Annotated in this window: 20 protein-coding genes; 13 read left to right on the top strand and 7 right to left on the bottom strand. The window is 69.3% G+C overall.

All coding sequences use genetic code 11. The annotated features are described in order from the left end of the window. The first annotated feature begins 5 nt into the window (after positions 1-5). From AC3ENX_RS04140 to AC3ENX_RS04110, 7 genes are all read left to right on the top strand, one after another. Positions 6-683 carry a response regulator transcription factor gene (locus AC3ENX_RS04140; RefSeq protein WP_434810600.1) on the top strand — a complete coding sequence of 226 codons (678 nt, stop codon included), beginning with the start codon at positions 6-8 and terminating at the stop codon, positions 681-683. Further along, the gene (locus AC3ENX_RS04135; RefSeq protein ID WP_434810599.1) at positions 676-1,998 is read left to right on the top strand and encodes a sensor histidine kinase; all 1,323 of its coding nucleotides are present in this window, start codon (positions 676-678) and stop codon (positions 1,996-1,998) included. Before AC3ENX_RS04140 ends, AC3ENX_RS04135 begins: the two co-directional genes overlap by 8 nt. Before the next feature lie 56 nt (positions 1,999-2,054). After that, on the top strand, positions 2,055-2,798 hold the full coding sequence (locus AC3ENX_RS04130; RefSeq protein ID WP_434810598.1) for a hypothetical protein: 744 nt from the start codon (positions 2,055-2,057) through the stop codon (positions 2,796-2,798). Positions 2,799-2,917: 119 nt separating this feature from the next. Further along, positions 2,918-3,586: a tRNA (adenosine(37)-N6)-threonylcarbamoyltransferase complex dimerization subunit type 1 TsaB gene (tsaB, locus tag AC3ENX_RS04125; RefSeq protein ID WP_434810597.1), complete on the top strand. Its 669-nt coding sequence runs from the start codon at positions 2,918-2,920 to the stop codon at positions 3,584-3,586. Next, positions 3,583-4,080 carry a ribosomal protein S18-alanine N-acetyltransferase gene (gene rimI / locus AC3ENX_RS04120; RefSeq protein WP_434810596.1) on the top strand — a complete coding sequence of 166 codons (498 nt, stop codon included), beginning with the start codon at positions 3,583-3,585 and terminating at the stop codon, positions 4,078-4,080. Before tsaB ends, rimI begins: the two co-directional genes overlap by 4 nt. Beyond that, a complete protein-coding gene (gene tsaD / locus AC3ENX_RS04115) occupies positions 4,080-5,141 on the top strand; it encodes a tRNA (adenosine(37)-N6)-threonylcarbamoyltransferase complex transferase subunit TsaD (protein ID WP_434810595.1) in 1,062 nt (353 codons plus the stop codon). Before rimI ends, tsaD begins: the two co-directional genes overlap by 1 nt. Beyond that, entirely contained in the window at positions 5,138-5,584 is a 447-nt protein-coding gene (locus AC3ENX_RS04110) for a hypothetical protein (RefSeq protein ID WP_434810594.1), read from the top strand. Before tsaD ends, AC3ENX_RS04110 begins: the two co-directional genes overlap by 4 nt. Before the next feature lie 21 nt (positions 5,585-5,605). On the opposite strand, the gene AC3ENX_RS04105 is transcribed toward AC3ENX_RS04110, so the two are convergent. Next, positions 5,606-6,793: a class I SAM-dependent methyltransferase gene (locus AC3ENX_RS04105; protein ID WP_434810593.1), complete on the bottom strand. Its 1,188-nt coding sequence runs from the start codon at positions 6,791-6,793 to the stop codon at positions 5,606-5,608. Positions 6,794-6,954: 161 nt separating this feature from the next. Here AC3ENX_RS04105 and groES point away from each other — a divergent pair, with 161 nt between their 5' ends. The 3 genes from groES (at position 6,955) to AC3ENX_RS04090 (ending at position 9,835) form a co-directional block, all read left to right on the top strand. Next, positions 6,955-7,251 (top strand): co-chaperone GroES, encoded by a 297-nt coding sequence (gene groES, locus AC3ENX_RS04100; RefSeq protein ID WP_434810592.1) that lies wholly within the window; start codon positions 6,955-6,957, stop codon positions 7,249-7,251. Between the two features lie 156 nt (positions 7,252-7,407). Then, positions 7,408-8,337: an EamA family transporter RarD gene (gene rarD, locus AC3ENX_RS04095; RefSeq protein WP_434810591.1), complete on the top strand. Its 930-nt coding sequence runs from the start codon at positions 7,408-7,410 to the stop codon at positions 8,335-8,337. 145 nt (positions 8,338-8,482) lie between these two features. Next, positions 8,483-9,835, top strand: coding sequence for an ABC transporter substrate-binding protein (locus tag AC3ENX_RS04090; RefSeq protein WP_434810590.1), 1,353 nt, complete (start codon positions 8,483-8,485; stop codon positions 9,833-9,835). 186 nt (positions 9,836-10,021) lie between these two features. On the opposite strand, the gene AC3ENX_RS04085 is transcribed toward AC3ENX_RS04090, so the two are convergent. The 5 genes from AC3ENX_RS04085 to AC3ENX_RS04065 form a co-directional block, all read right to left on the bottom strand. Further along, entirely contained in the window at positions 10,022-10,975 is a 954-nt protein-coding gene (locus tag AC3ENX_RS04085) for a hypothetical protein (protein WP_434810589.1), read from the bottom strand. 261 nt (positions 10,976-11,236) lie between these two features. Then, the gene (locus AC3ENX_RS04080; RefSeq protein WP_434810588.1) at positions 11,237-11,968 is read right to left on the bottom strand and encodes an ABC transporter ATP-binding protein; all 732 of its coding nucleotides are present in this window, start codon (positions 11,966-11,968) and stop codon (positions 11,237-11,239) included. Further along, complete coding sequence (locus AC3ENX_RS04075; RefSeq protein ID WP_434810587.1) at positions 11,965-12,966, bottom strand: ABC transporter ATP-binding protein; 1,002 nt, start codon at positions 12,964-12,966, stop codon at positions 11,965-11,967. The genes AC3ENX_RS04080 and AC3ENX_RS04075 overlap by 4 nt, the downstream gene beginning before the upstream one ends. Continuing rightward, a complete protein-coding gene (locus AC3ENX_RS04070; RefSeq protein WP_434810586.1) occupies positions 12,956-13,939 on the bottom strand; it encodes a branched-chain amino acid ABC transporter permease in 984 nt (327 codons plus the stop codon). The genes AC3ENX_RS04075 and AC3ENX_RS04070 overlap by 11 nt, the downstream gene beginning before the upstream one ends. Before the next feature lie 6 nt (positions 13,940-13,945). Next, positions 13,946-15,268 (bottom strand): branched-chain amino acid ABC transporter permease, encoded by a 1,323-nt coding sequence (locus tag AC3ENX_RS04065; RefSeq protein WP_434810585.1) that lies wholly within the window; start codon positions 15,266-15,268, stop codon positions 13,946-13,948. Positions 15,269-15,460: 192 nt separating this feature from the next. On the opposite strand from AC3ENX_RS04065, the gene guaB reads away from it, so the two are divergent. After that, on the top strand, positions 15,461-16,963 hold the full coding sequence (gene guaB, locus AC3ENX_RS04060) for an IMP dehydrogenase (protein ID WP_434810584.1): 1,503 nt from the start codon (positions 15,461-15,463) through the stop codon (positions 16,961-16,963). A gap of 92 nt (positions 16,964-17,055) precedes the next feature. Here guaB and AC3ENX_RS04055 read toward each other — a convergent pair whose 3' ends face one another. Next, on the bottom strand, positions 17,056-17,745 hold the full coding sequence (locus tag AC3ENX_RS04055) for an endonuclease domain-containing protein (protein ID WP_434810583.1): 690 nt from the start codon (positions 17,743-17,745) through the stop codon (positions 17,056-17,058). A gap of 225 nt (positions 17,746-17,970) precedes the next feature. On the opposite strand from AC3ENX_RS04055, the gene AC3ENX_RS04050 reads away from it, so the two are divergent. Together AC3ENX_RS04050 and AC3ENX_RS04045 are read left to right on the top strand one after the other, a co-directional pair. Further along, a complete protein-coding gene (locus AC3ENX_RS04050; RefSeq protein WP_434810811.1) occupies positions 17,971-19,092 on the top strand; it encodes a GuaB3 family IMP dehydrogenase-related protein in 1,122 nt (373 codons plus the stop codon). Then, positions 19,089-19,922 carry an SURF1 family protein gene (locus AC3ENX_RS04045; RefSeq protein ID WP_434810582.1) on the top strand — a complete coding sequence of 278 codons (834 nt, stop codon included), beginning with the start codon at positions 19,089-19,091 and terminating at the stop codon, positions 19,920-19,922. The genes AC3ENX_RS04050 and AC3ENX_RS04045 overlap by 4 nt, the downstream gene beginning before the upstream one ends.

Genomic DNA, 19,922 nt, shown 5'->3' with positions numbered 1-19,922 from the left:
GACGCATGCGCGTGCTGCTGGTCGACGACGAGGTGCGCCTCGCAGACGGCATCCGGCGCGGCCTCGAGGCCGAGGGGATGACGGTCGACGTCGCCCACAATGGCACTGACGGACTCTGGCGCGCACGTGAACAGGACTACGACGTCGTCGTCCTCGACGTCATGATGCCCGGTATGAGCGGTTACCGCGTCTGCCAGGCGATGCGTGCCGAGGGGATCTGGACGCCCGTGCTGTTCCTCACCGCGAAAGACGGTGAGTGGGACGAGGTCGAAGGGTTCGACACCGGCGGCGACGACTGGCTGACGAAGCCGTTCTCCTATCCTGTGCTGGTCGCGCGTCTGCGGTCGCTCGTGCGACGCGGTGCCCGCGAGCGACCGGCGGTGCTGGCGGCCGGCGATCTCGTGCTCGACCCGGCCGCCCGCACGGTGCACCGCGGCGATGCCGAGGTCGAACTGACCGCCCGCGAGTTCGCGGTGCTCGACTTCTTGCTGCGCCGACGCGGCGAAGTCGTCACCAAGCTCGAAGTGCTCGACAACGTGTGGGACGACACGTACGACGGCGACCCGAACATCGTCGAGGTCTACATCGGCCGACTCCGGCGAAAGCTCGACCGCCCGTTCGGGCGCGACGGCATCCAGACCCTGCGCGGAGCGGGCTACCGGATGGCGGCCGACGGTGGTTGACGCGCGGCGCGGCGGCCTACGCATTCGCACCCGCGTCACCGCGATCGCGACGCTCGTCGTCGCACTCGCGCTCACCCTGGGCGCGGTGTGGATGGTCGCGCTGCTGTCGCAGAACCTCAACGCGGGGGTTGCGACGCGGCTCGAATCGGAGTCGGCGAGCATCGCCGAAGGGCTCGACGGCGGTCTCGTGCCGGCGGCGTGGATCGCCGAACGCGACGACGACACGCTCATCGCGTGGCGCCCCGCGAGCGAGTCGACCGTCGTCGTCAACGCCGACGACGCCCTCGCCCTGCCCGCGCCACCCGGCGCGGATCCGGTGCGCACCGTGATCGACGGTGACGCGTACCTCGTCGTGGCCGAGACGCTCGAGACGGGGCAGTTGCTGCTCGGTGCGCCGCTGCGCGACGTCGAGGCGGCGGTCGCCGAAACGGCGACGCTGCTCGCCATCGGGGTGCCCATCGCGGTCATCGTCATCGGCGTCGTGGTGTGGCTCGTCGCCGCGCGTGCACTCGCGCCGGTCGAGCGCATCCGCCGACAGGTCGACGAGATCGATGCCGACGCGCTCGATCGGCGCGTGCCGACCCGCGGCAACGGGGACGAGATCGACCTGCTGGCAGCGACGATGAACCGGATGCTGGCGCGTGTCGAATCCGGATACGACGCGCAGCAGCGCTTCGTCGGCGACGCATCGCACGAACTGCGCTCCCCGCTCGCGACGATGCGCCAGTTCGCCGAACTCGCCCGCGCCCATCCCGATGTCGCCCCGCCGGGCGAGCTCGCCGACGTCGTCATCGACGAGGGCGAGCGGATGCAGGAGATCCTCGAAGGGCTGCTGCTGCTGGCGCGCCTCGACGAAGGCGCGGTCCGGAGTGCAGGCGTCGTCGATCTTGACGATCTCGCCTTGGCTGCGGCGGCGGGCGTGCGCGACCGCGGGGTCGACGTCGACGCCACGGCGGTGGGTGCCGTTCAAGTCGCGGGCGATGCGCGCCTGCTGCGCCGGGCCGTGCAGAACCTCGTCGACAACGCGGGCCGCCACGCGCGCACGCGGATCGCGATCGGTGTGCGGGCGGTCGGGCAGACCGCGCTGCTGTGGGTCGACGACGACGGGGGAGGCATCGCGGCATCCGAACGGGATCGCGTGTTCGACCGCTTCGTGCGGCTCGACGAGGCGCGTTCGCGCGATGCCGGCGGCAGTGGCCTCGGGCTTGCGATCGTGCGAGAAGTCGCGCGAGCCCACGGTGGACGCGTCCGGGTCGACGAGGCCCCGCTGGGCGGCGCCCGGTTCGTGATCGAGCTGCCGCTCGCCGCTGCCTGAATGCGCGTTCAGGACGGTTCAGATTCGGTTCAGCACCCGAGCGAGACAGTGGAGACATGAACAACGACGAGACCCCCACCACCCCCATCGGCGGGGCACCCGAGCCGACCCCTGGCGCCGAGCCGGCCCCGCAGACCGCCGCAGCGCCCCGTCGATCCATTGCCCGTCCACTGCTGATCGGCGCGGCCGCCGGTGTCGGCGTGCTGCTCGTGGGCGGCATTGCCGGCGCGGCAACGGGTGCTTTCGGCGGCCCGGGCCTGTTCCAGACCGTCCCTGCGGCTGTCAGTTCGACGCAGGCCCCGACGACGGATGCCACCGAACCGACCGCGACTGCAGACGACGACCGCGACGCCGCCGAAGAACGCGAGCGCGAGGAGGCCGAGCGTCGCGCGATGATCGAATCCGGCGGCGACGCGACGGCGCTGGTCGACGCGATCGACCGTGCCGTGGCCGCAGCCGACGGCACGGGTGCGAGCTCCGTCGAAGTCGAGAGCGACGGCTGGAAGGTCGATGTCATCCTCGCCGACGGCAGCGAGGTCGATGTGCGCGTCGGCGCCGACGGCGCAACGACCGTGCGCGCCGACCACCGTGACGACGACGCCGACCCCGCGCTGGACACCGCCCGCATCGCCGAGATCGCCGCTGCCGCGATCACCGCAGCCGGCGGCACCGGCAGTGTCACCTCGATCGAGACCGACCGCGACGACAGCCACGCCTTCTCGGTGTCGGTGTTCACCGGTGCCACAGACGACGTCGACGTCGACCTGACAGAGACCCTCGAAGTCGTCGAGATCGACTGACCCCGTCCCACTCCATCTCGGGTGTCCACGACACGCGGTTGCGCCCCGGTGCGCATCGGCGAGTCGTGGACGCTCGATGTTGGGACGACACCCGGCTGGGCGCGGATACCCTGGATGCTGTGATCCTCGGCATCGACACCTCCCTCGGCACGGCGGTCGCCGTCGTCGACGGTGACGGTGTCGTGTTCGCCGATCGCGCGAGCGAGAACCCCCTCGGCCACGCTGAAGTGATCGGTGACCTGCTCGCCGCAGCCCTCGGCGATGCCGCACACGGGCCGCTCGGCGCGACCGCTCCCGCCGCACGCGTCGAGCTCACCCACGTCGCCGCGGGCATGGGTCCAGGGCCCTTCACGGGGCTGCGGGTCGGCATCGCGGCCGCCCGCGCGTTCGCGACCGGACGCGGCATCCCCGTCGTACCGGTGCCGAGCCACGATGCGGCAGCCCTCGGCATCCTGCTCGCCGACCCGTTCGCCGACCCCGAGCGCTTCGCCGTCGTCACCGACGCGCGACGCCGCGAGTTCGCCTACACGATTTACGACGGCATCGACGATGACGGCCTGCCGATCCGCGTCGCCGGCGCTGCACTCACCCCGCGCGACGACATCGACGCCGTCCTGGCCACCGCCGGCGCCGTCCGTCGCGACGTCACCGCCATCTCGGCCGCGATGGTCGCGCTCGTCGCGGCGCGCGCTGTGGCTGCCGGCCGTGAGATCGCGGCCGCCGAACCCCTGTACCTGCGCGCGCCAGACGTGACGATGCCGAAGGGCCCCAAGAAGGTGGGTGCATGACGCTGCGCACCGCGACCCCCGACGATCTCGACGCCATCATGGCGCTCGAGCGTTCGTCGTTTCCCACCGATGCGTGGAGCGAGGCGATGATGGCGGCCGAGCTCGTCTCGCCGCACGGCCGATATCTCGTCGACGAAGAGGCGGGGTTCCTTGTCGGCTACGGCGGGGTTCGTGCGGTCGAACGCGCAGACGACGCCGACATCCAGACGATCGCGCTCGCGGAGCAGGTGCGTGGCCGCGGTCGTGGCCGCACGCTGCTGCGGGCGCTGTTGGCGTTCGCGCGCGAACGCGGCGCCCGCGAGACGTTTCTCGAAGTGCGCGCCGACAATCCCGTCGCCCAGGCCCTGTACGTCTCCGAGGGCTTCGTCGAGATCGCGCGGCGCCCCCGGTACTACCAACCCGACGATGTCGACGCGATCATCATGCAGCTCGACCTCGTCGGCTGGGCCGCCGCGCACGCCGCCGACGAGGTCGACAAGGCCGGGTGGTGCTGATGAACACGCATGAGCCGCTCGTGCTCGGCATCGAGACCAGCTGCGACGAGACTGGCATCGGCATCGTCCGCGGCCGCACACTGCTCAGCAACACGATCGCGAGTTCGATGGACGAGCATGCCCGCTACGGCGGCGTGATCCCCGAGATCGCCGCGCGGGCCCACCTCGAGGCGCTGCAGCCGGCGATCGAGGCGGCCGTCACCGAGGCAGGCATCACCCTCGGCGACCTGGATGCCGTGGCCGTCACGAGCGGGCCGGGCCTCGCGGGGGCGCTCATGGTCGGCGTCGGCGCCGCGAAGGCGCTCGCCGTCTCGCTCGACAAGCCGTTGTACGCGGTCAACCACCTCGTCGGCCACATCGCGGCCGATCTGCTCACCGGGGATGCCGTGGAGTACCCGACGGTGGCGCTGCTGGTCAGCGGCGGCCACACGTCCTTGCTGCTGGTGCGCGGCCTCGTGAGCGACGTCGAACTGCTCGGCGAGACGATGGACGATGCCGCGGGAGAGGCGTTCGACAAGATCGCGCGCATCCTCGGTCTGCCCTACCCGGGAGGCCCCGAGATCGACCGGGCGGCGGCGAGCGGAGATCCGGATGCCATCCGCTTCCCGCGCGGGATGTCCCGTGCATCCGATATGGCCGAGCACCGGTACGACTTCTCGTTCTCCGGACTCAAGACCGCCGTCGCGCGGTGGGTCGAGCAGCGCGAGGCGGCGGGCGAGCCAGTCTCGGTGCCAGACGTCGCCGCGTCGTTCCGTGAGGCCGTCGTGGACGTGCTGGTGACGAAGGCGCTCGACGCGTGCGCCCGCCACGACGTGCCGCGACTGCTCCTGGGTGGTGGGGTCATCGCGAACAAGCGACTGCGCGATGTCGCGCTCGAGCGTGCAGCGGCGGTCGGCGTGGAGGTGCGCATCCCCCCGCTGTCGCTGTGCACCGACAATGGAGCGATGATCGCAGCCCTGGCATCCGAGCTCATCATGAGCGGTCGGCAGGCATCCACGCTGGCGTTCGGGGCTGATTCGACGCTGCCGGTCACCGAGATCCAGGTGGCGGTGACGGCATGACCGACCCGCGTCCGGCAGAGGAGATCGCACCCGCCGACCCGATCGCACCGCCCGCTGAGGCGGCACCCGCTGACGCGGCGCCCGGCGACACCGCGCTGCCGGGCGCGCACCGCGGCGGCTTCTCACGCGAGTTCACGGCGCCGACCGACATCGTCGTGCCGCAGCACGCCGAGGTGCAGTGGGCCCCTCAGCCGGCCGCACCGCTGCCGCGATCGGCGGGCTGGGCGCTCATGTTCGCGATTCTCGGGCTCGCCGTGTCGTTCATCGTCGGCTGGGGCTTCTTGATCGGTCTGCTCGGCGTCGTCCTGTCGGTCGTCGCACTGCGCCGCCCCTGGGAGTCGCGCGGCGTCGCGATCTGGGCGATGTGCCTGAGCCTGCTCTCACTGCTCTACAGCGCCGGATGGCTCTGGTGGGCGGCGTCGCAGGGCGACCTGTTCTCCTGAGTCATCGAGGCGCCTGAGTCGTCAGACCCGATCGGCGAGGATGGCGACCCGCCTTGCACCGTCGCGCGTGAGGATGAGGGTGGCCTCGTCCGTACCGCGCAGTCGCAGCTTGCGGCGGAACGTCGCCGGGTCGACGTCGACGCCGCGCTTCTTGATCTCGATCGTGCCGACGTCGTGCGAGGCGAGTGCGCCGTTGATGGTCGGCAGCTTCAGCGGCATCACCTCGCGCACGCGGAACGTCTGCACCAAGGGGCTGGTCAGTGCGGCATCCGATGTGAGGTAGGCCGTGCCGCCCGCGATCATCCCGGCCTCGAGCGTCCGCGCGACGTCGCCGATGAGCCTCGCCCGGATGACAGCTCCGTCCGGCTCGTGCACGAAGGCGCCGAGTGCGCGCACCGGAACATCCTCTGCGTCGGCGGATGCCGTCACCTCGTGCGCCGTGCCGCCTCGGATCACGAGGGCTGACCGGGCGACGTCGGGCCGCGCGAGCACGCCCGACCACACCACGAGTTCGATCGTCGATCCGTCGACGCTGATCCACTGCGCCTCGGTGCGGGGCGGAATGCGGTCGCGGTCGAACGCGGGCCCGAGCTTGATGCCTGCGGGTACTCGCGCTGCGAGGTCGAAGACCCACTCCAGTGGCGGCGACCACTCGTCGGCGGCGAGGCGCCGGGTCTCGCCGTGCCCGGCGGCGCGGCGCGCCGGGTCGAGCCACACCGCGTCGACACCGGCGAGATCCGTGTCCTGCGCGGTGCCATGCTGCACGGTGACGCTCTCGCCGAACGGCGCCAGGTTGTATGCCGCGAGGGCAGCGGTCACCTCGTCAGCGTCGACCGCGAGCACATCGAGCCCGAGGCCCGCGAGTCCCATCGCGTCGCCGCCGATGCCGCAGCCGAGATCTGCGACCTTCCGCATGCCGGCATCCCGGAACCGCACCGCGTGGCGCGCGGCGACCTCGAGTCGCGTCGCCTGCTCCAGTCCCGCGCGGGTGAACAGCATCCGCGCCGCGAACGGACCGAACTTCGATGCCGCGCGCGTCCGCAGGCGTGCTTGCGTCACGACGGCGGACACGAGGTCGGGGGAGTGGCCGTCGCGTCGCAGCCGGCTCACGATGGCGGCGACGTCGGCGGTCTGTTCGACGGGGCCCACCTCGTCGACCAGGCGCAGCCCCTCGGCTGTGAGCAGGGCGGCGAGCTCGCGGGAGTCCATCCGGCCAGCCTACGGCGCACGTGACATCGTCTGGCACTCGCGTTGCACGAGTGCCAGCGGCGCTCTAGACTTGCGTTAGCACTCTCGGGGTGAGAGTGCTGACAGTCTCTCGAAGACTCCACACGCCAACAGGCAGAGCAACTGCAAGAAAGAGGTAGACCGTGTCGGTTTCCATCAAGCCGCTCGAGGACCGCATCGTCATCAAGCAGGTCGAGGCCGAGCAGACCACCGCGAGTGGCCTGGTCATCCCCGACACCGCGAAGGAGAAGCCCCAGGAGGGCGAGGTCGTCGCGGTCGGCCCCGGTCGCATCGACGACAACGGCAACCGCGTTCCGCTCGACGTCGCCGTCGGCGACCGCGTGATCTACAGCAAGTACGGCGGCACCGAGGTGAAGTTCGGCGGTGACGAGTTCCTCGTCCTGTCGGCTCGCGACGTGCTGGCCGTCGTCGTCCGCTGAGACGACTGACGCTCCCGAAGGACCCGGATGCCACGGCATCCGGGTCCTTCGTCGTTCCGGCAGCCGCGTTCGCCTGGCAGGATTCCGGCGGCGTTCGACCGGATGCCGACGCTGCGACGGTCACCTCGATGTCACGACCGTCCTAGGCTGAGACTCATGACACCGGCAGATCCCGCACGCGAGCAGGCGCTCGGCGGCGCGTTCGCGTTCACGGCGTACGTGCTGTGGGGCTTCATGCCGCTGTACTTCCTGACGCTCGACCCCACCGGTCCGTGGGAGGTCGTGGCGTGGCGGGTGCTGCTCTCGCTCGTCTTCTGCGCACTGCTGCTGACCGTCACCCGGTCCTGGCCGATGCTCATCGCCATCCTGCGCAACCGACGGCTCGTGCTGTGGACGCTCGCCGCGGGCGGCCTCATCTACGTCAACTGGCAGGTGTTCCTCATCGGAACCCTCACCGGCCACGTCATCGAAACGAGCCTCGGCTACTTCATCAATCCGATCGTCACCGTGCTGTTGGGCGTGCTCGTGCTGCGCGAGCGGATGCGGGTGACCCAGTGGGTCGCGATCGGCATCGCCGCGCTCGCGGTGCTCGTCATCATCATCGGGTACGGCAACGTGCCGTGGATCGCGCTCACCCTGGCCGCCAGCTTCGGCATCTATGGACTCGTCAAGAAGCAGATCGGCCCGTCGGTCGACGCCATCAGCGGGCTGACGCTCGAGTCGCTCTGGCTCGCGCCGATCGCCGGGGTGCAGTTGGCTGTCGTCGCGGCGACCACAGGCATCACGATGGGGCAGGCGGGTCCCGGGCACGCGACGCTCCTGCTGCTGGCCGGGGCCATCACCGCCGTGCCGCTGCTGTTCTTCGCCGCCGGCACCCGCCGCGCGCCGCTCACGCTCATCGGCATCCTGCAGTTCATCGCCCCGATCATGCAGTTCGTCACCGGCGCGTGGATCCTCGGTGAGCCCATGCCGCTGGAGCGATGGATCGGATTCGGGCTCGTCTGGGTCGCGCTCGTCGTGCTCACGATCGACTCGCTGCGGGCCGCGCGCCGCAACCGCACGGCGCCGGTCGGCCCCGTCGTCTGAACCGAACGCGCCTCGCGAGGTAACGATTCGGTCGCGTTACAGACCGTTAACACATCGCAACATTGGCGGCGCCTGTGCGCAAGTAGGTTGGACGCAATCGGCGCGGCGCCCGAGCAATGCCGCGTCACCGACAGCAAGGAGCACAATGAGCGTTCTGACACGTTCACGCGCTGCGAAGGTCCTGGGCGGCATCGCCCTGATCGGCGCCAGCGCCCTCGTCCTCGCCGGGTGTAGTGGTGGCACCACGACCGGCGACCCGACCGACGAGCCGGACGCCTCGTCGTTCGACTTCCCGGTCGACTGCGACGCGGCCGCGCCCGCCGAGTACGTGCCGGAGTACACCTCGACCTCCGAGGGCCCCGGCACCGACCTCACCTACAAGATCGGCACTGCCCTGCCAGTGACCGGCAACCTGGCCTTCCTCGGCCCGCCCGAGATCGCCGGCACCGAGTTCGCCGCCGCCGAGGTCAACGCCGCCGACAAGGGCGTGCAGATCGACCTCCTCCAGGGCGACTCCGGTGACACCGACAACAAGGCGTATGAGACCGAGATCCCGCGTCTGCTGGGTGACGGAGCGACCGCCATCATCGGCGCCGCGTCTTCGGGAACCTCGCTGCAGTTCATCGACCAGGTGATCGCGGCCAACGCCATCCAGTTCTCGCCGGCGAACACCTCTGCCGCCTTCACGGGCTACGAGGACAAGGGCCTCTACTGGCGCACGGCTCCGTCCGACGTCCTGCAGGGCGAGGTCCTCGGCAACCTCATCGCCGGTGACGGTGCTGAGACGCTGGGCATGATCATCCTGAACGACTCGTACGGCACCGGCCTCGCGTGCTTCACCAAGGCGGCCTTCGAGGCAGCCGGTGGTGAGGTCGTCGCGGCCTCGATGTACAACACGGGTGACACGAACTTCTCGTCGCAGATCGAGGACGTCCTGGCCGCAAGCCCCGACGCCATCGCGCTGATCACGTTCGAAGAGGTCAAGACGATGGTTCCCGAGCTGGTCGCCAGCTACGACGCCAGCAAGCTGTACTTCGTCGACGGCAACCTCGCCAACTTCGGCGACGAGTTCGAGGCGGGAACGCTGGCGGGCGCCAAGGGCACCTACCCGTCTGTCGACCCGGCCCAGACCGAGGCCTTCCGCACCGACCTGCAGGCGTTCGTCGCCGAGCAGGGCGACCCGGAGCTGAAGGAGTTCACCTACGGTCCGGAGTCCTACGACTCGGTCATCCTGCTCGCGCTCGCCGCGCTGCAGGCAGGCTCGACCGCAGGCCCCGATGTCGCCGCGAACCTCAAGTCGGTCTCCGGTGGTGACGGCGGCACCAAGTGCACGACGTACGCCGAGTGCGCCGACCTGATCATCGCCGGTGAGGTCGCCGACTACGACGGCGTCTCTGGCCCGATCACGTTCAACGACGTGGGCGACCCGACGGAGGCCACCATCGGTGTCTTCCAGTACGGTGACGACAACAACTACAGCTGGCTGAACGCGGGCTGACCCGCATCCGCTCGTGAGGGGCCCCGGTCTTCGGACCGGGGCCCCTTCGCGTGCGTCCCTGCGTCGCACGCTCGGGCTTCACGAGTCGCTCGTTGCCCCTTCGACTGCGTTCACCTGGCGCTCGTTGTGGCATCGACGCGCGAAACACGCAACACGCGCCAGGCGAAGTGCCTGGATGCCGGGTGTTCAGGTCAGGGGCGCCCAGCCGCGGCGCGTGAGGACGGCGCGCACAAGCGCCGGGGCGGCCGGTACGCGCGCACGGATGTGCGCGGATGTCAGTCGGATGACCTCCCACCCGAGCGCGACGTAGGCGGCGTGCTTCTCGATGTCGCGGGCCCACTGCCGGCGGTCGGTTCGATGGTGATCGCCCTCGACCTCGACGAGCACGCCATAGCGCTCGTATGCGGCATCCGCGACACCGATGAGTCGCCCGTTCACCGCGCGGACTTCGAGTTGCAGGGTCGGGTGCGGCAAACCAGCTCGTGTCGTGAGCAGTCGGAAGTCGGTCTCCAGCGGCGACATCGCCCCGACGCGGATGAGCTCCAACGCATCGAGCAGTCGCCCGCGCGACCGCCGTCGCGGCGCGAGCGCGGCGGCTCGCAGCTGGTCGGGTGTCGCCAACCGGCGTTCCGGACGCAGTCGGGCCCGCTCGTCGCGCGGGATGACGACGAGATGATCACCCAGCCGGACGAGGTCGTCGGTGGAGAGCGACTCGGCGAGCATGGCCCAGGTCGACGCCGGGCTCGCGCACGGCAAGCCCATGAACGACCCTGCGCTGATCAGGCTGGGGACCATCTGGTGCCCGGCGACGCCGGCCGCGCGCGGCGCGCGATGCGGTGCGAACACGCCCACCTCGAGTGCGGTGCCATGCCGAATCGGCCCGCCCATCAGCACCGCGGCGGTGCGACCGCAGAAGACGGCCTCGGACGGCATGACTGCGGCATACGCCTTCGCGAGCCGGATCACATGTGCGCGGCTGCCAACCGGGTCGGCGATGGGCCGTGCGAGGCGTGTTCCGCGGAAGGGCGCGGCGAGGTCGCGGGCCCGCAGTCGGTCGCGGGTGACGCCCAGGTCGAGCGCCTCGCGGCACGAGAAGCTCTCGCCAAGGTGTTCCGGAAGCTCGCTGGGACGTGCAGGCATCCCTCCACCATGCTCCCGCGATCTCCGCCCGCAGGCGCGCTCGACGCCATCTGTGGACGGTGCGTGGTCTGCCGAGGTTGGGGAGAAGGCGACGCGTGAGCGTTCGCCTGGCGCTTGTGGGGGCATCCATGCAGACACACCGCCACACGCGCCAGGCGAACGCGTCACAGTCAACCAGCCGCGCCCGGCGAAGTGGATGCCGCGGCGCGAACGCCGAAGGCCCCCGCGCAGTCGCGGGGGCCTTCGGGGAAGCGCGGCGGGTCAGGTGCCGAGCGTTCCCAGGTACAAGCCGATCACGTTCGGGTCGTTCAGCAGTTCGCGACCGGTGCCCGTGTAGGCGTCGCGGCCCTGATCGAGCACGTAGCCGCGGTCGCAGATCTGCAGGCAGCGGCGTGCGTTCTGCTCGACCATGATGGTCGTCACGCCCGCCTTGTTGATCTCCGAGACCCGCAGGAACGCTTCGTCCTGCCGCGACGGGGAGAGGCCGGCCGACGGCTCGTCGAGCAGCAGCACGTGCGGATCCATCATCAGCGCGCGGCCCATGGCGACCATCTGCCGCTCACCGCCGGACAGTGACCCTGCCCGCTGCTGCAGGCGCTTGGCGAGGTCGGGGAAGATCGACGTGATGAAGTCGACGCGCTCCTCGTACGCCTTCGGGCGCTGGTAGGCGCCCATCTGCAGGTTCTCGGCGATCGTCAGGCTCGGGAAGACGTTGTTGGTCTGCGGCACGAACCCGACGCCCTTGGCGACGAGCTTGTTGGCCTTCAGGCCCGTGATGTTCTCGCCGTTGAGCGTGACGCTGCCCTCGCGCACCTTCACCTGGCCGAAGATCGCCTTGAGCATGGTCGACTTGCCGGCGCCGTTCGGACCGATGATGCCGATCAGCTCGCCCTTGGCGGCGGTGAGGTTCGCGCCGTTGAGGATGTTGACGCCGGGCAGGTAGCCGGCGACGACATTGTTCAGTTCGACGACGTTTCCGGTGGACTCGCTCACTTGTCGTCCTCCGACTTCTGCGCAGCGTCGGATGCCGCGGCATCCGCTTCGTCGCCGATGGCCTCGTCGATCGCCTCGGTCTCTTTGACCAGTTCGATCGCTTCGGTGCTCAACTCGCCCTCCTGGCGACCGGTGACGACGCCGAGGTCGACATCCTGGTGGGCGCCGAGGTACGCATCGATGACGGCCTGCTCTCTCATGACGGTGTCGGGCGGGCCCTCAGCGACGACCTTGCCCTCGGCCATCACGACGACCCAGTCGGCGATATGGCGGACCATGTGCATGTCGTGCTCGACGAACAGCACCGTCATCCCCAGATCCTTCAGGTCGAGGATGTGGTCGAGCAGTGACTGCGTCAGCGCCGGGTTGACGCCGGCCATCGGTTCGTCGAGCATGACCAGCGTCGGGTCGCTCATGAGGGCGCGGGCCATTTCGAGGAGCTTGCGCTGCCCGCCCGAGAGCGATGCGGCGAAGTCCTTCTCCTTGGCGTCGAGCTTGAACCGCTTGAGCAGGTCGCGCGCCTTCGCCTCGTTCTCCGCCTCCTGCTTGCGCCACAGGAACGGCAGGATGCTGGAGAAGATGTGCTCGCCGGTCTGCTTGGTCGCGCCGAGCTTCATGTTCTCGAGCACGGTGAGCAGTCCCAGCGACTTCGTCAGCTGGAAGGTGCGGACCTGTCCCATGCGTGCCGTCTTGTACGCGGGGATGCCGGAGAGGTTCTTGCCGTCGAACGCCCACGATCCCTCGTTCGGCTTGTCGAAGCCGGTGAGCAGATTGAACAGCGTCGTCTTGCCGGCACCGTTCGGGCCGATGAGGGCTGTGATGGCGCCACGGGGGATCTCGAGGTGGTCGACGTCGACGGCGGTCAGACCGCCGAAGATGCGCTTGACACCGTCGGCGACGATGATCGGGTCGACCTTCTCGACACCGGGGCGGGCTTCGCCCTTGTGCAGGCCGGTGGTCTTCGGGCGGGGGGCGGGGGGTGCAACGTCAGCGGACAAAGGTCAGCTCCTTCTTGCTACCGAGGATGCCCTGCGGGCGGAAGATCACGAGCAGCATGAGCGCGAGACCCACCAGCACGAACACCAGCTGCTGCGCCTGCTCGCTGGTGAGGAACGGCAGCCAGCCGATCTCGACGAGCGCGGGCAGCAGGTTCGACAGGAATGCGCGGACGACCCAGAACAGGATCGCACCGAGCACTGGTCCGAAGATGGTCGCGGCGCCGCCCAGCAGCAGGGCGGTCCACACGAAGAACGTCTGCGACGTCACATAGACGTTCGGGTTCACGTTCGTGCCCATCGCGGTGATGATGCCGCCCGCGGCGATGATGACACCGCCGACGATGAGGGCCTGCATCTTGAAGGCGAACACGTTCTTGCCGAGCGAGCGCACGGCGTCTTCGTCTTCACGGATGCCGCGGATGACGCGTCCCCACGGGCTGCGCATCAGCATCCACACCAGCAGCACCGCCAGGGCGACCGTGATGAGTCCGATAATGATGACCCACCATTGGTTGGCGCTGTAGGTCCACGGACCAAACCCGTAGCGTCCCGGCGGGATGGGGTTGTTCGCCCCACGGAAGCCCGTGTGGTAGTTGAACAGGCCGTCGGCCGAGCCGGTGTAGGTGCGCCACGTCGAGGTGAGGAACAGCAGTCGCAGCACCTCGGCCGCGGCGATCGTCACGATCGCGAGGTAGTCGCCGCGCAGTCGCAGCGTCGGGATGCCCATCACGAGCGCGAAGGCGACCGCGGCGAGCAGACCAATGAGCGCGGCGAGCCACCACGACAGGTTGAACGTGAGGATCGAGATCGCGAACCCGTAGGCGCCGATGGCCATGAATCCGGCGACACCCATGTTCAGCAGGCCCGCGAACCCGAAGTGCACCGAGAGGCCGATCGCGGCGAGCGCGTAGCCGATCGTCGCGGGCGCCAGCATCTGGCCGAGCGTGTTGGAGAGGATTTGAAGGAAGTTCATCGTTACCTACCCGATTCGCTCTCGGCGTCCGAGGATGCCCTGCGGACGGAACAGAAGAATGACGATCAGCACGACGAGGGCACCGACGTACTTCAGATCCGACGGGATCCAGAGGGTGGAGACCTCGACGAGCAGGCCGACGATCAGCGAGCCGATGAGCGCGCCGAACGCGGTGCCGAGGCCGCCGAGCGTGACGGCGGCGAAGATCAGCAACAGGATGCTGGTTCCCATGTCCCACTTGATGCCGGGGCGGAAGTACGCCCACAGCACGCCCGAGAGGCCGGCCAGCGCGGTCGCGACGATCCAGACGACCCGTACGACGCCGTCGACGTCGATACCGCTCGCAGCGGCCAGCGACGGGTTGTCGGAGACTGCGCGCGTGGCACGACCGATGCGCGTGCGCATGAGCCACCAGGCGAACACGCCGATCACGACGAGCGAGAGTCCCATGCTGATGAGGTCGGTGACGCTCAGGCGAATGGGGCCGAGGCCCGGGATGATGGCCGCTGCCGCACCGGGAAGCTGCTGGGTGCGGCCGCCGATGCCCATCTGGAACATGTAGCGCAACGCGAGCGAGAGACCGATCGAGACGATCATGAGCTGCACGGTGCCGAGCCCTTTTCGTCGCAAGGGGCGCCAGAGTCCGGCATCCATTCCCCATCCGAACGCGGCGCTGACGAGCACGGCGAGGGGGATCGCGATCCAGATCGACAGGTCGAGCCCGACTGAGAAGACCAACGCGGCGAGCGCGCCGAAGGTCACCATCTCGCCGTGGGCGAAGTTGGAGATGCCGGTCGTGCCGTAGACGAGCGACAGGCCGATGGCGGCCAGCGCGAGCATGAGGCCGAAGTTCAGGCCGTTGACGGCTCGCGAGATGAGCTGATCGAAGAAGCTCGTCGTCGCTCGTTCGGCGGCGGTCAGCGTGAAGTTCCGCGTGACGGTGCTGGTGTTGCCGAAGGTGACCTCGACCGACGACTCGAATCCGTCGGGCACTTCGACGTCTGCGGGCAGGGAGCCCTCGTCGAGCACCAGCGTGTAGGTGTCCTCCTTGTTGGGCACCCCGACGCGGAAGGAACCGTTGTCTTCGGTGGTCGTCTCATTCTCGAACCCGGGGCCCGTGACGGTGATCGTGACGTCTGCGACGCCCTCACCGCCCGTACGGACGTTTCCTTGGATCGTGAACGGCAGGTCTTCGGTTTCGCCGCCCGTGTCAGCCGCCGCGGGTGTCGCGAGACCGAACAGCAGGGCGATGGCGAACAGCCCGCTGATGATGGCCGCGAGCGTGCGCCGGTTTCGACTGTCAGCGGGCGATGTTCGGGTGATCGCCACTGGCACCTCCTTGTATGGAATGCGGTCAGTGCCGTGACTAGGGGTGGCCTCGGCGACACCCGACCGTACCCAGCGATTGTTGCCTGAGTGTTTCCTGATCGCAACCTCGTTGTAGGCGTTGTGATGCAACGGGAATGTGCGGTGCCCGTGGCGCCTTAGAATTGAGACACCCCGACTCACGCAGGAGAACGCATGGAGTACAACGACCCGTTCGGTTTCGTCGGACTGACCTACGACGACGTCCTGCTCCTTCCCGGGCACACGGATGTCATCCCGTCTGAAGCCGATACCTCGTCGCGGGTCACCCGCCGCATCACGGTGGCGACACCGCTGCTGTCGGCGGCCATGGACACCGTCACCGAGTCGCGCTTGGCGATCGCGATCGCGCGCGAGGGCGGCATCGGCATCATCCACCGCAATCTGTCGATCGCCGACCAGGCCGCGATGGTCGACCGCGTCAAGCGCAGCGAGTCGGGCATGATCACCGACCCCATCACGACGACGCCCGACGCGACGATCGAAGAGGTCGACGCGCTGTGCGGTCAGTACCGCATCTCGGGGCTGCCGGTCGTCGACGAAGAGGGTCGCCTCGTCGGCATCGTGACCAACCGCGACATGCGGTTCGTGTCGGGCTTCGAGCGTCAGAGCACCAAGGTGCGCGACGTCATGACGAGCGAAGGTCTGGTGACCGGCAAGGTCGGCATCGGCGCCAACGAGGTCATCGCGCTGTTCGCGCAGCACCGCGTCGAGAAGCTGCCGCTGCTCGATGACGACGGCAAGCTCGCGGGCCTGATCACCATCAAGGACTTCGACAAGAGCGAGAAGTACCCGCTCGCCACCAAGGACGACCAGGGTCGCCTGCGCGTCGGCGCCGCCATCGGCTTCTTCGGTGACGCGTGGGAGCGCGCCGAGGCGCTGCGCGACGCGGGTGTCGATGTCATCGTCGTCGACACCGCCAACGGCCAGTCCGCAGGCGTCATCGACATGGTTCGGCGCATCAAGGCCGACGAGTCGTTCGCCCACATCGACGTCATCGGCGGCAACGTCGCGACGCGCGAGGGCGCGCAGGCGCTCATCGATGCGGGTGTGGATGCCGTGAAGGTCGGCGTCGGACCGGGCTCCATCTGCACGACCCGTGTCGTCGCGGGCGTGGGTGTGCCGCAGATCACCGCGATCTACGAGGCATCGCTCGCAGCGCGAGAGGCCGGCATCCCGATCATCGCCGACGGCGGTCTGCAGTACTCGGGGGACATCGCGAAGGCGCTCGTCGCAGGCGCGGACTCGGTCATGCTCGGCTCGCTGCTGGCCGGCACCGACGAGTCGCCGGGAGAGGTCGTCTTCCAGGGCGGCAAGCAGTTCAAGCTGTACCGCGGCATGGGATCGCTGGGCGCCCTGCAGACCCGCGGCAAGAAGACGTCCTACTCCAAGGACCGCTACTTCCAGGCGGACGTCCCCACCGACGACAAACTCATCCCAGAGGGGATCGAGGGGCAGGTCGCCTACCGCGGCCCGGTCTCGGCGGTCGCGTACCAGCTGGTCGGCGGTCTGCGTCAGTCGATGTTCTATGTCGGCGCCCGCACGATCGAGGAGCTGAAGTCGCGCGGCAAGTTCGTGCGCATCACCTCCGCCGGCCTCAAGGAATCGCACCCCCACGACGTGCAGATCATCGTCGAGGCCCCCAACTACAAGAAGTAGGCCGCGCGTTCGGGAGGAGAACCACGCACGGGAGGGCCTCCCGTCACGGTTTGCCCTCCCGAACGCCGAACTCCTCCCGTATGCGCGACCGATCAGTCGCGTGCGAGGTGCAACCCCTGGGAAACCGCGCCGGCGATGAGGCGCTGCACGGTCGCCCAGTCGTCGACGATTTGGGCGTAGGTGACGCGGATGACGTGATAGCCGCGCAGCATCAGCAGGGCGTCATGCTCGATGTCGGCTGCCCGCTGGGCTCCGACGTGGTGTCCACCGTCGATCTGCACGACCAGTCGCTCCCCGATCAGCAGGTCGACGGGGCGCCCGAGAATCCAGGCCTGCTGCAGCATCGGCAGTTTGAGCCACCGCAGCCGCGTCGGGAACAGGGTCTCGAGCCCCGAATCCGCGAATGGTCGGGCTTCGGCGCACAGACGACGCGCGGCGGGCGGAAGGTCGAGGCGGAGCAATACGCCCCGGTCGACGAGTCCGCTGCGCATGGCGGATTCCCACACCGCCAGTGCCGCCTCGTGAGGCTGGCAACGAGCCACGGTGACCAGGACGTTCTCGATCGGGTCGACGAGGTCATCGGGATGCCGGGGAATCGTCGGCGCATGCCAATGGATCACGGCATCTGCCGAGACATGGCCCGCGTGTGCGGCTGCCGCGACATGTGGCCGCTCATCCCGCAGCACCCAGAGACCGAGCCGGCGGGCCTGTGTGACGCAGGTGAGGATGACGCCGGTCCTCGCGGCAGCGACCAGGAACGGATCTGCATCGACTGTCGCCACCCAACCGCGACGGACGCGATGGAGGCTGCCGGCCGCAACGGCTCGATCGATCCGGTGCCTGCTCACTCCGGCATCCAGAGCGTCTGCACGCGGGCGACGCCACCGCGGTCTCTCACCGCGCCGGTGGGGTCCGAGTGCGCCGACGTCATGGCAAGAGTGTCGCGCCGCCGCGCACGCGCCGCCGGGGGCGGGCTGAACCCGGGACGGTAGGCTGGGCGGGTGAGCATGGACATCGAGCTCGGACGCGCCAAGCGCGCCCGCCGGGCATACGCGTTCGACGACATCGCGGTGGTGCCCTCGCGGCGCACCCGCAACCCCGAGGACGTCTCCACGGCGTGGTCGATCGATGCGTTCGGCTTCGAGATTCCGGTGCTCGGTGCGCCGATGGACTCGGTCATGAGCCCGCAGACCGCGATCATGCTCGGGCAACTCGGCGGTCTCGGCGTGCTCGACCTCGAGGGTGTCTGGACCCGCTACGAGGACCCCGAGCCGCTGCTGGCCGAAATCGCCGCATTGCCGGATGCCGAGGCCACGCGCCGCATGCAGGAGCTCTACGCCGAGCCGATCAAGCCCGAGCTCGTGCGCGAACGGCTCGCCGAGATCCGAGCCGGCGGCGTGACCGTCGCCGCAGCCCTCACGCCGCAGCGCACCCAGCAGCTGTACGAGACGGTGGTCGCGGCCGGTGTCGACCTGTTCGTGATCCGCGGCACGACAGTCTCCGCCGAGCACGTCTCGAGCGTCGATGAACCCCTCAACCTCAAGAAGTTCATCTACGACCTCGATGTGCCGGTCATCGTCGGCGGTGCATCGACGTACACGGCAGCCCTGCACCTCATGCGCACGGGCGCGGCGGGTGTGCTGGTCGGGTTCGGCGGGGGCGCGGCATCGACGACGCGCGCGACCCTCGGCATCCACGCCCCCATGGCCACCGCGATCGCCGACGTCGCGGGTGCCCGCCGCGACTACCTCGACGAGTCCGGCGGCCGCTACGTGCACGTCATCGCCGACGGTGGCGTCGGGACCTCGGGCGACATCGTCAAGGCGCTTGCGATGGGCGCCGACGCGCTCATGCTGGGCGTCGCGTTGGCGCGGGCGACGGACGCACCGGGCCGCGGGTTCCACTGGGGCTCTGAGGCAACGCATCCCAAGCTTCCGCGCGGACGTCGCGTCGAGGTCGGCACGGTCGCCCCCCTGGAGGAGATCCTGTACGGGCCGGCGCCCGTCGCCGACGGGACCGCGAACCTCATGGGCGCACTGCGCAAGTCGATGGCGACGACCGGGTACTCCGACCTGAAGGAGTTCCAGCGCGTCGAGGTCGTCGTCGCCCCGTATCAGTCCGCTCGATGACCTCAGCCGGCTCGATGGGCACCGCGCCGCTCGCCTTTCCGCCCACGCTGCGTGAGGTCATGCTGCGGCCGTGGTGGCTCGGGATGCTGGCGGTCGCGCTCATCGTGGCGGCGGTGTTCGCGTGGCTCGGCCAATGGCAGCTCGGCAACGCGATCGATACCGATCCGCCGCCGCCCGGCGCGACGGAGCAGGTGCGGCCGCTCGCCGAGGTCGTCGGCCCGGGGGAGTACCTGTCGGAGCCGCTCGTGGGCCAGCGCGTGGAGGTCGAGGGTGCGTTCGTCGCCGATGACTTCCTCGTCGTCTCGTCGCGCTACAACGACGGTGTCGAGGGCTTCTGGGTGACCGGGCAGCTGCGGCTCGCCGACACCGAGACGCCGACCTCGATCGCGGTCGCCGTGGGCTGGGCGCGCGATCGCGCCTCGGCGGACGAATCCGCCGAGGCGCTGAACGCCGCCGGCATGGGGGGCACCTTCACCGGCCGCATCATCTCGGACGAAGGCCCTTCCCTGCCCCGGGCGGGCGACGCGATCACCGAGATGACGCGCATGTCGCCGGCCGCCCTCCTCGGCCAGTGGCATGACATCGAAGGTCTTGACGTGTACCGTCCTTACCTCGTGTTGGAGGGCGGGATGCCGCTGCTCGACGAGATCGTCGCCGACCCGCCCGAGGAGGGGTCGAACGTCAACTGGCTGAACATTTTCTATGCCGTCGAGTGGGCGATCTTCGCCGGGTTCGCTTTTTACATGTGGTACCGCTTGGCCAAGGACGCCTGGGAGAAAGAGGTCGAGGCCCTCGAGGGGGCGACTGGGGCCACCCCGCCCGGCGACTAG

The organism is Microbacterium sp. bgisy189, assembly GCF_057707225.1.
This window is presented reverse-complemented; position numbering and strand designations above follow the sequence as displayed.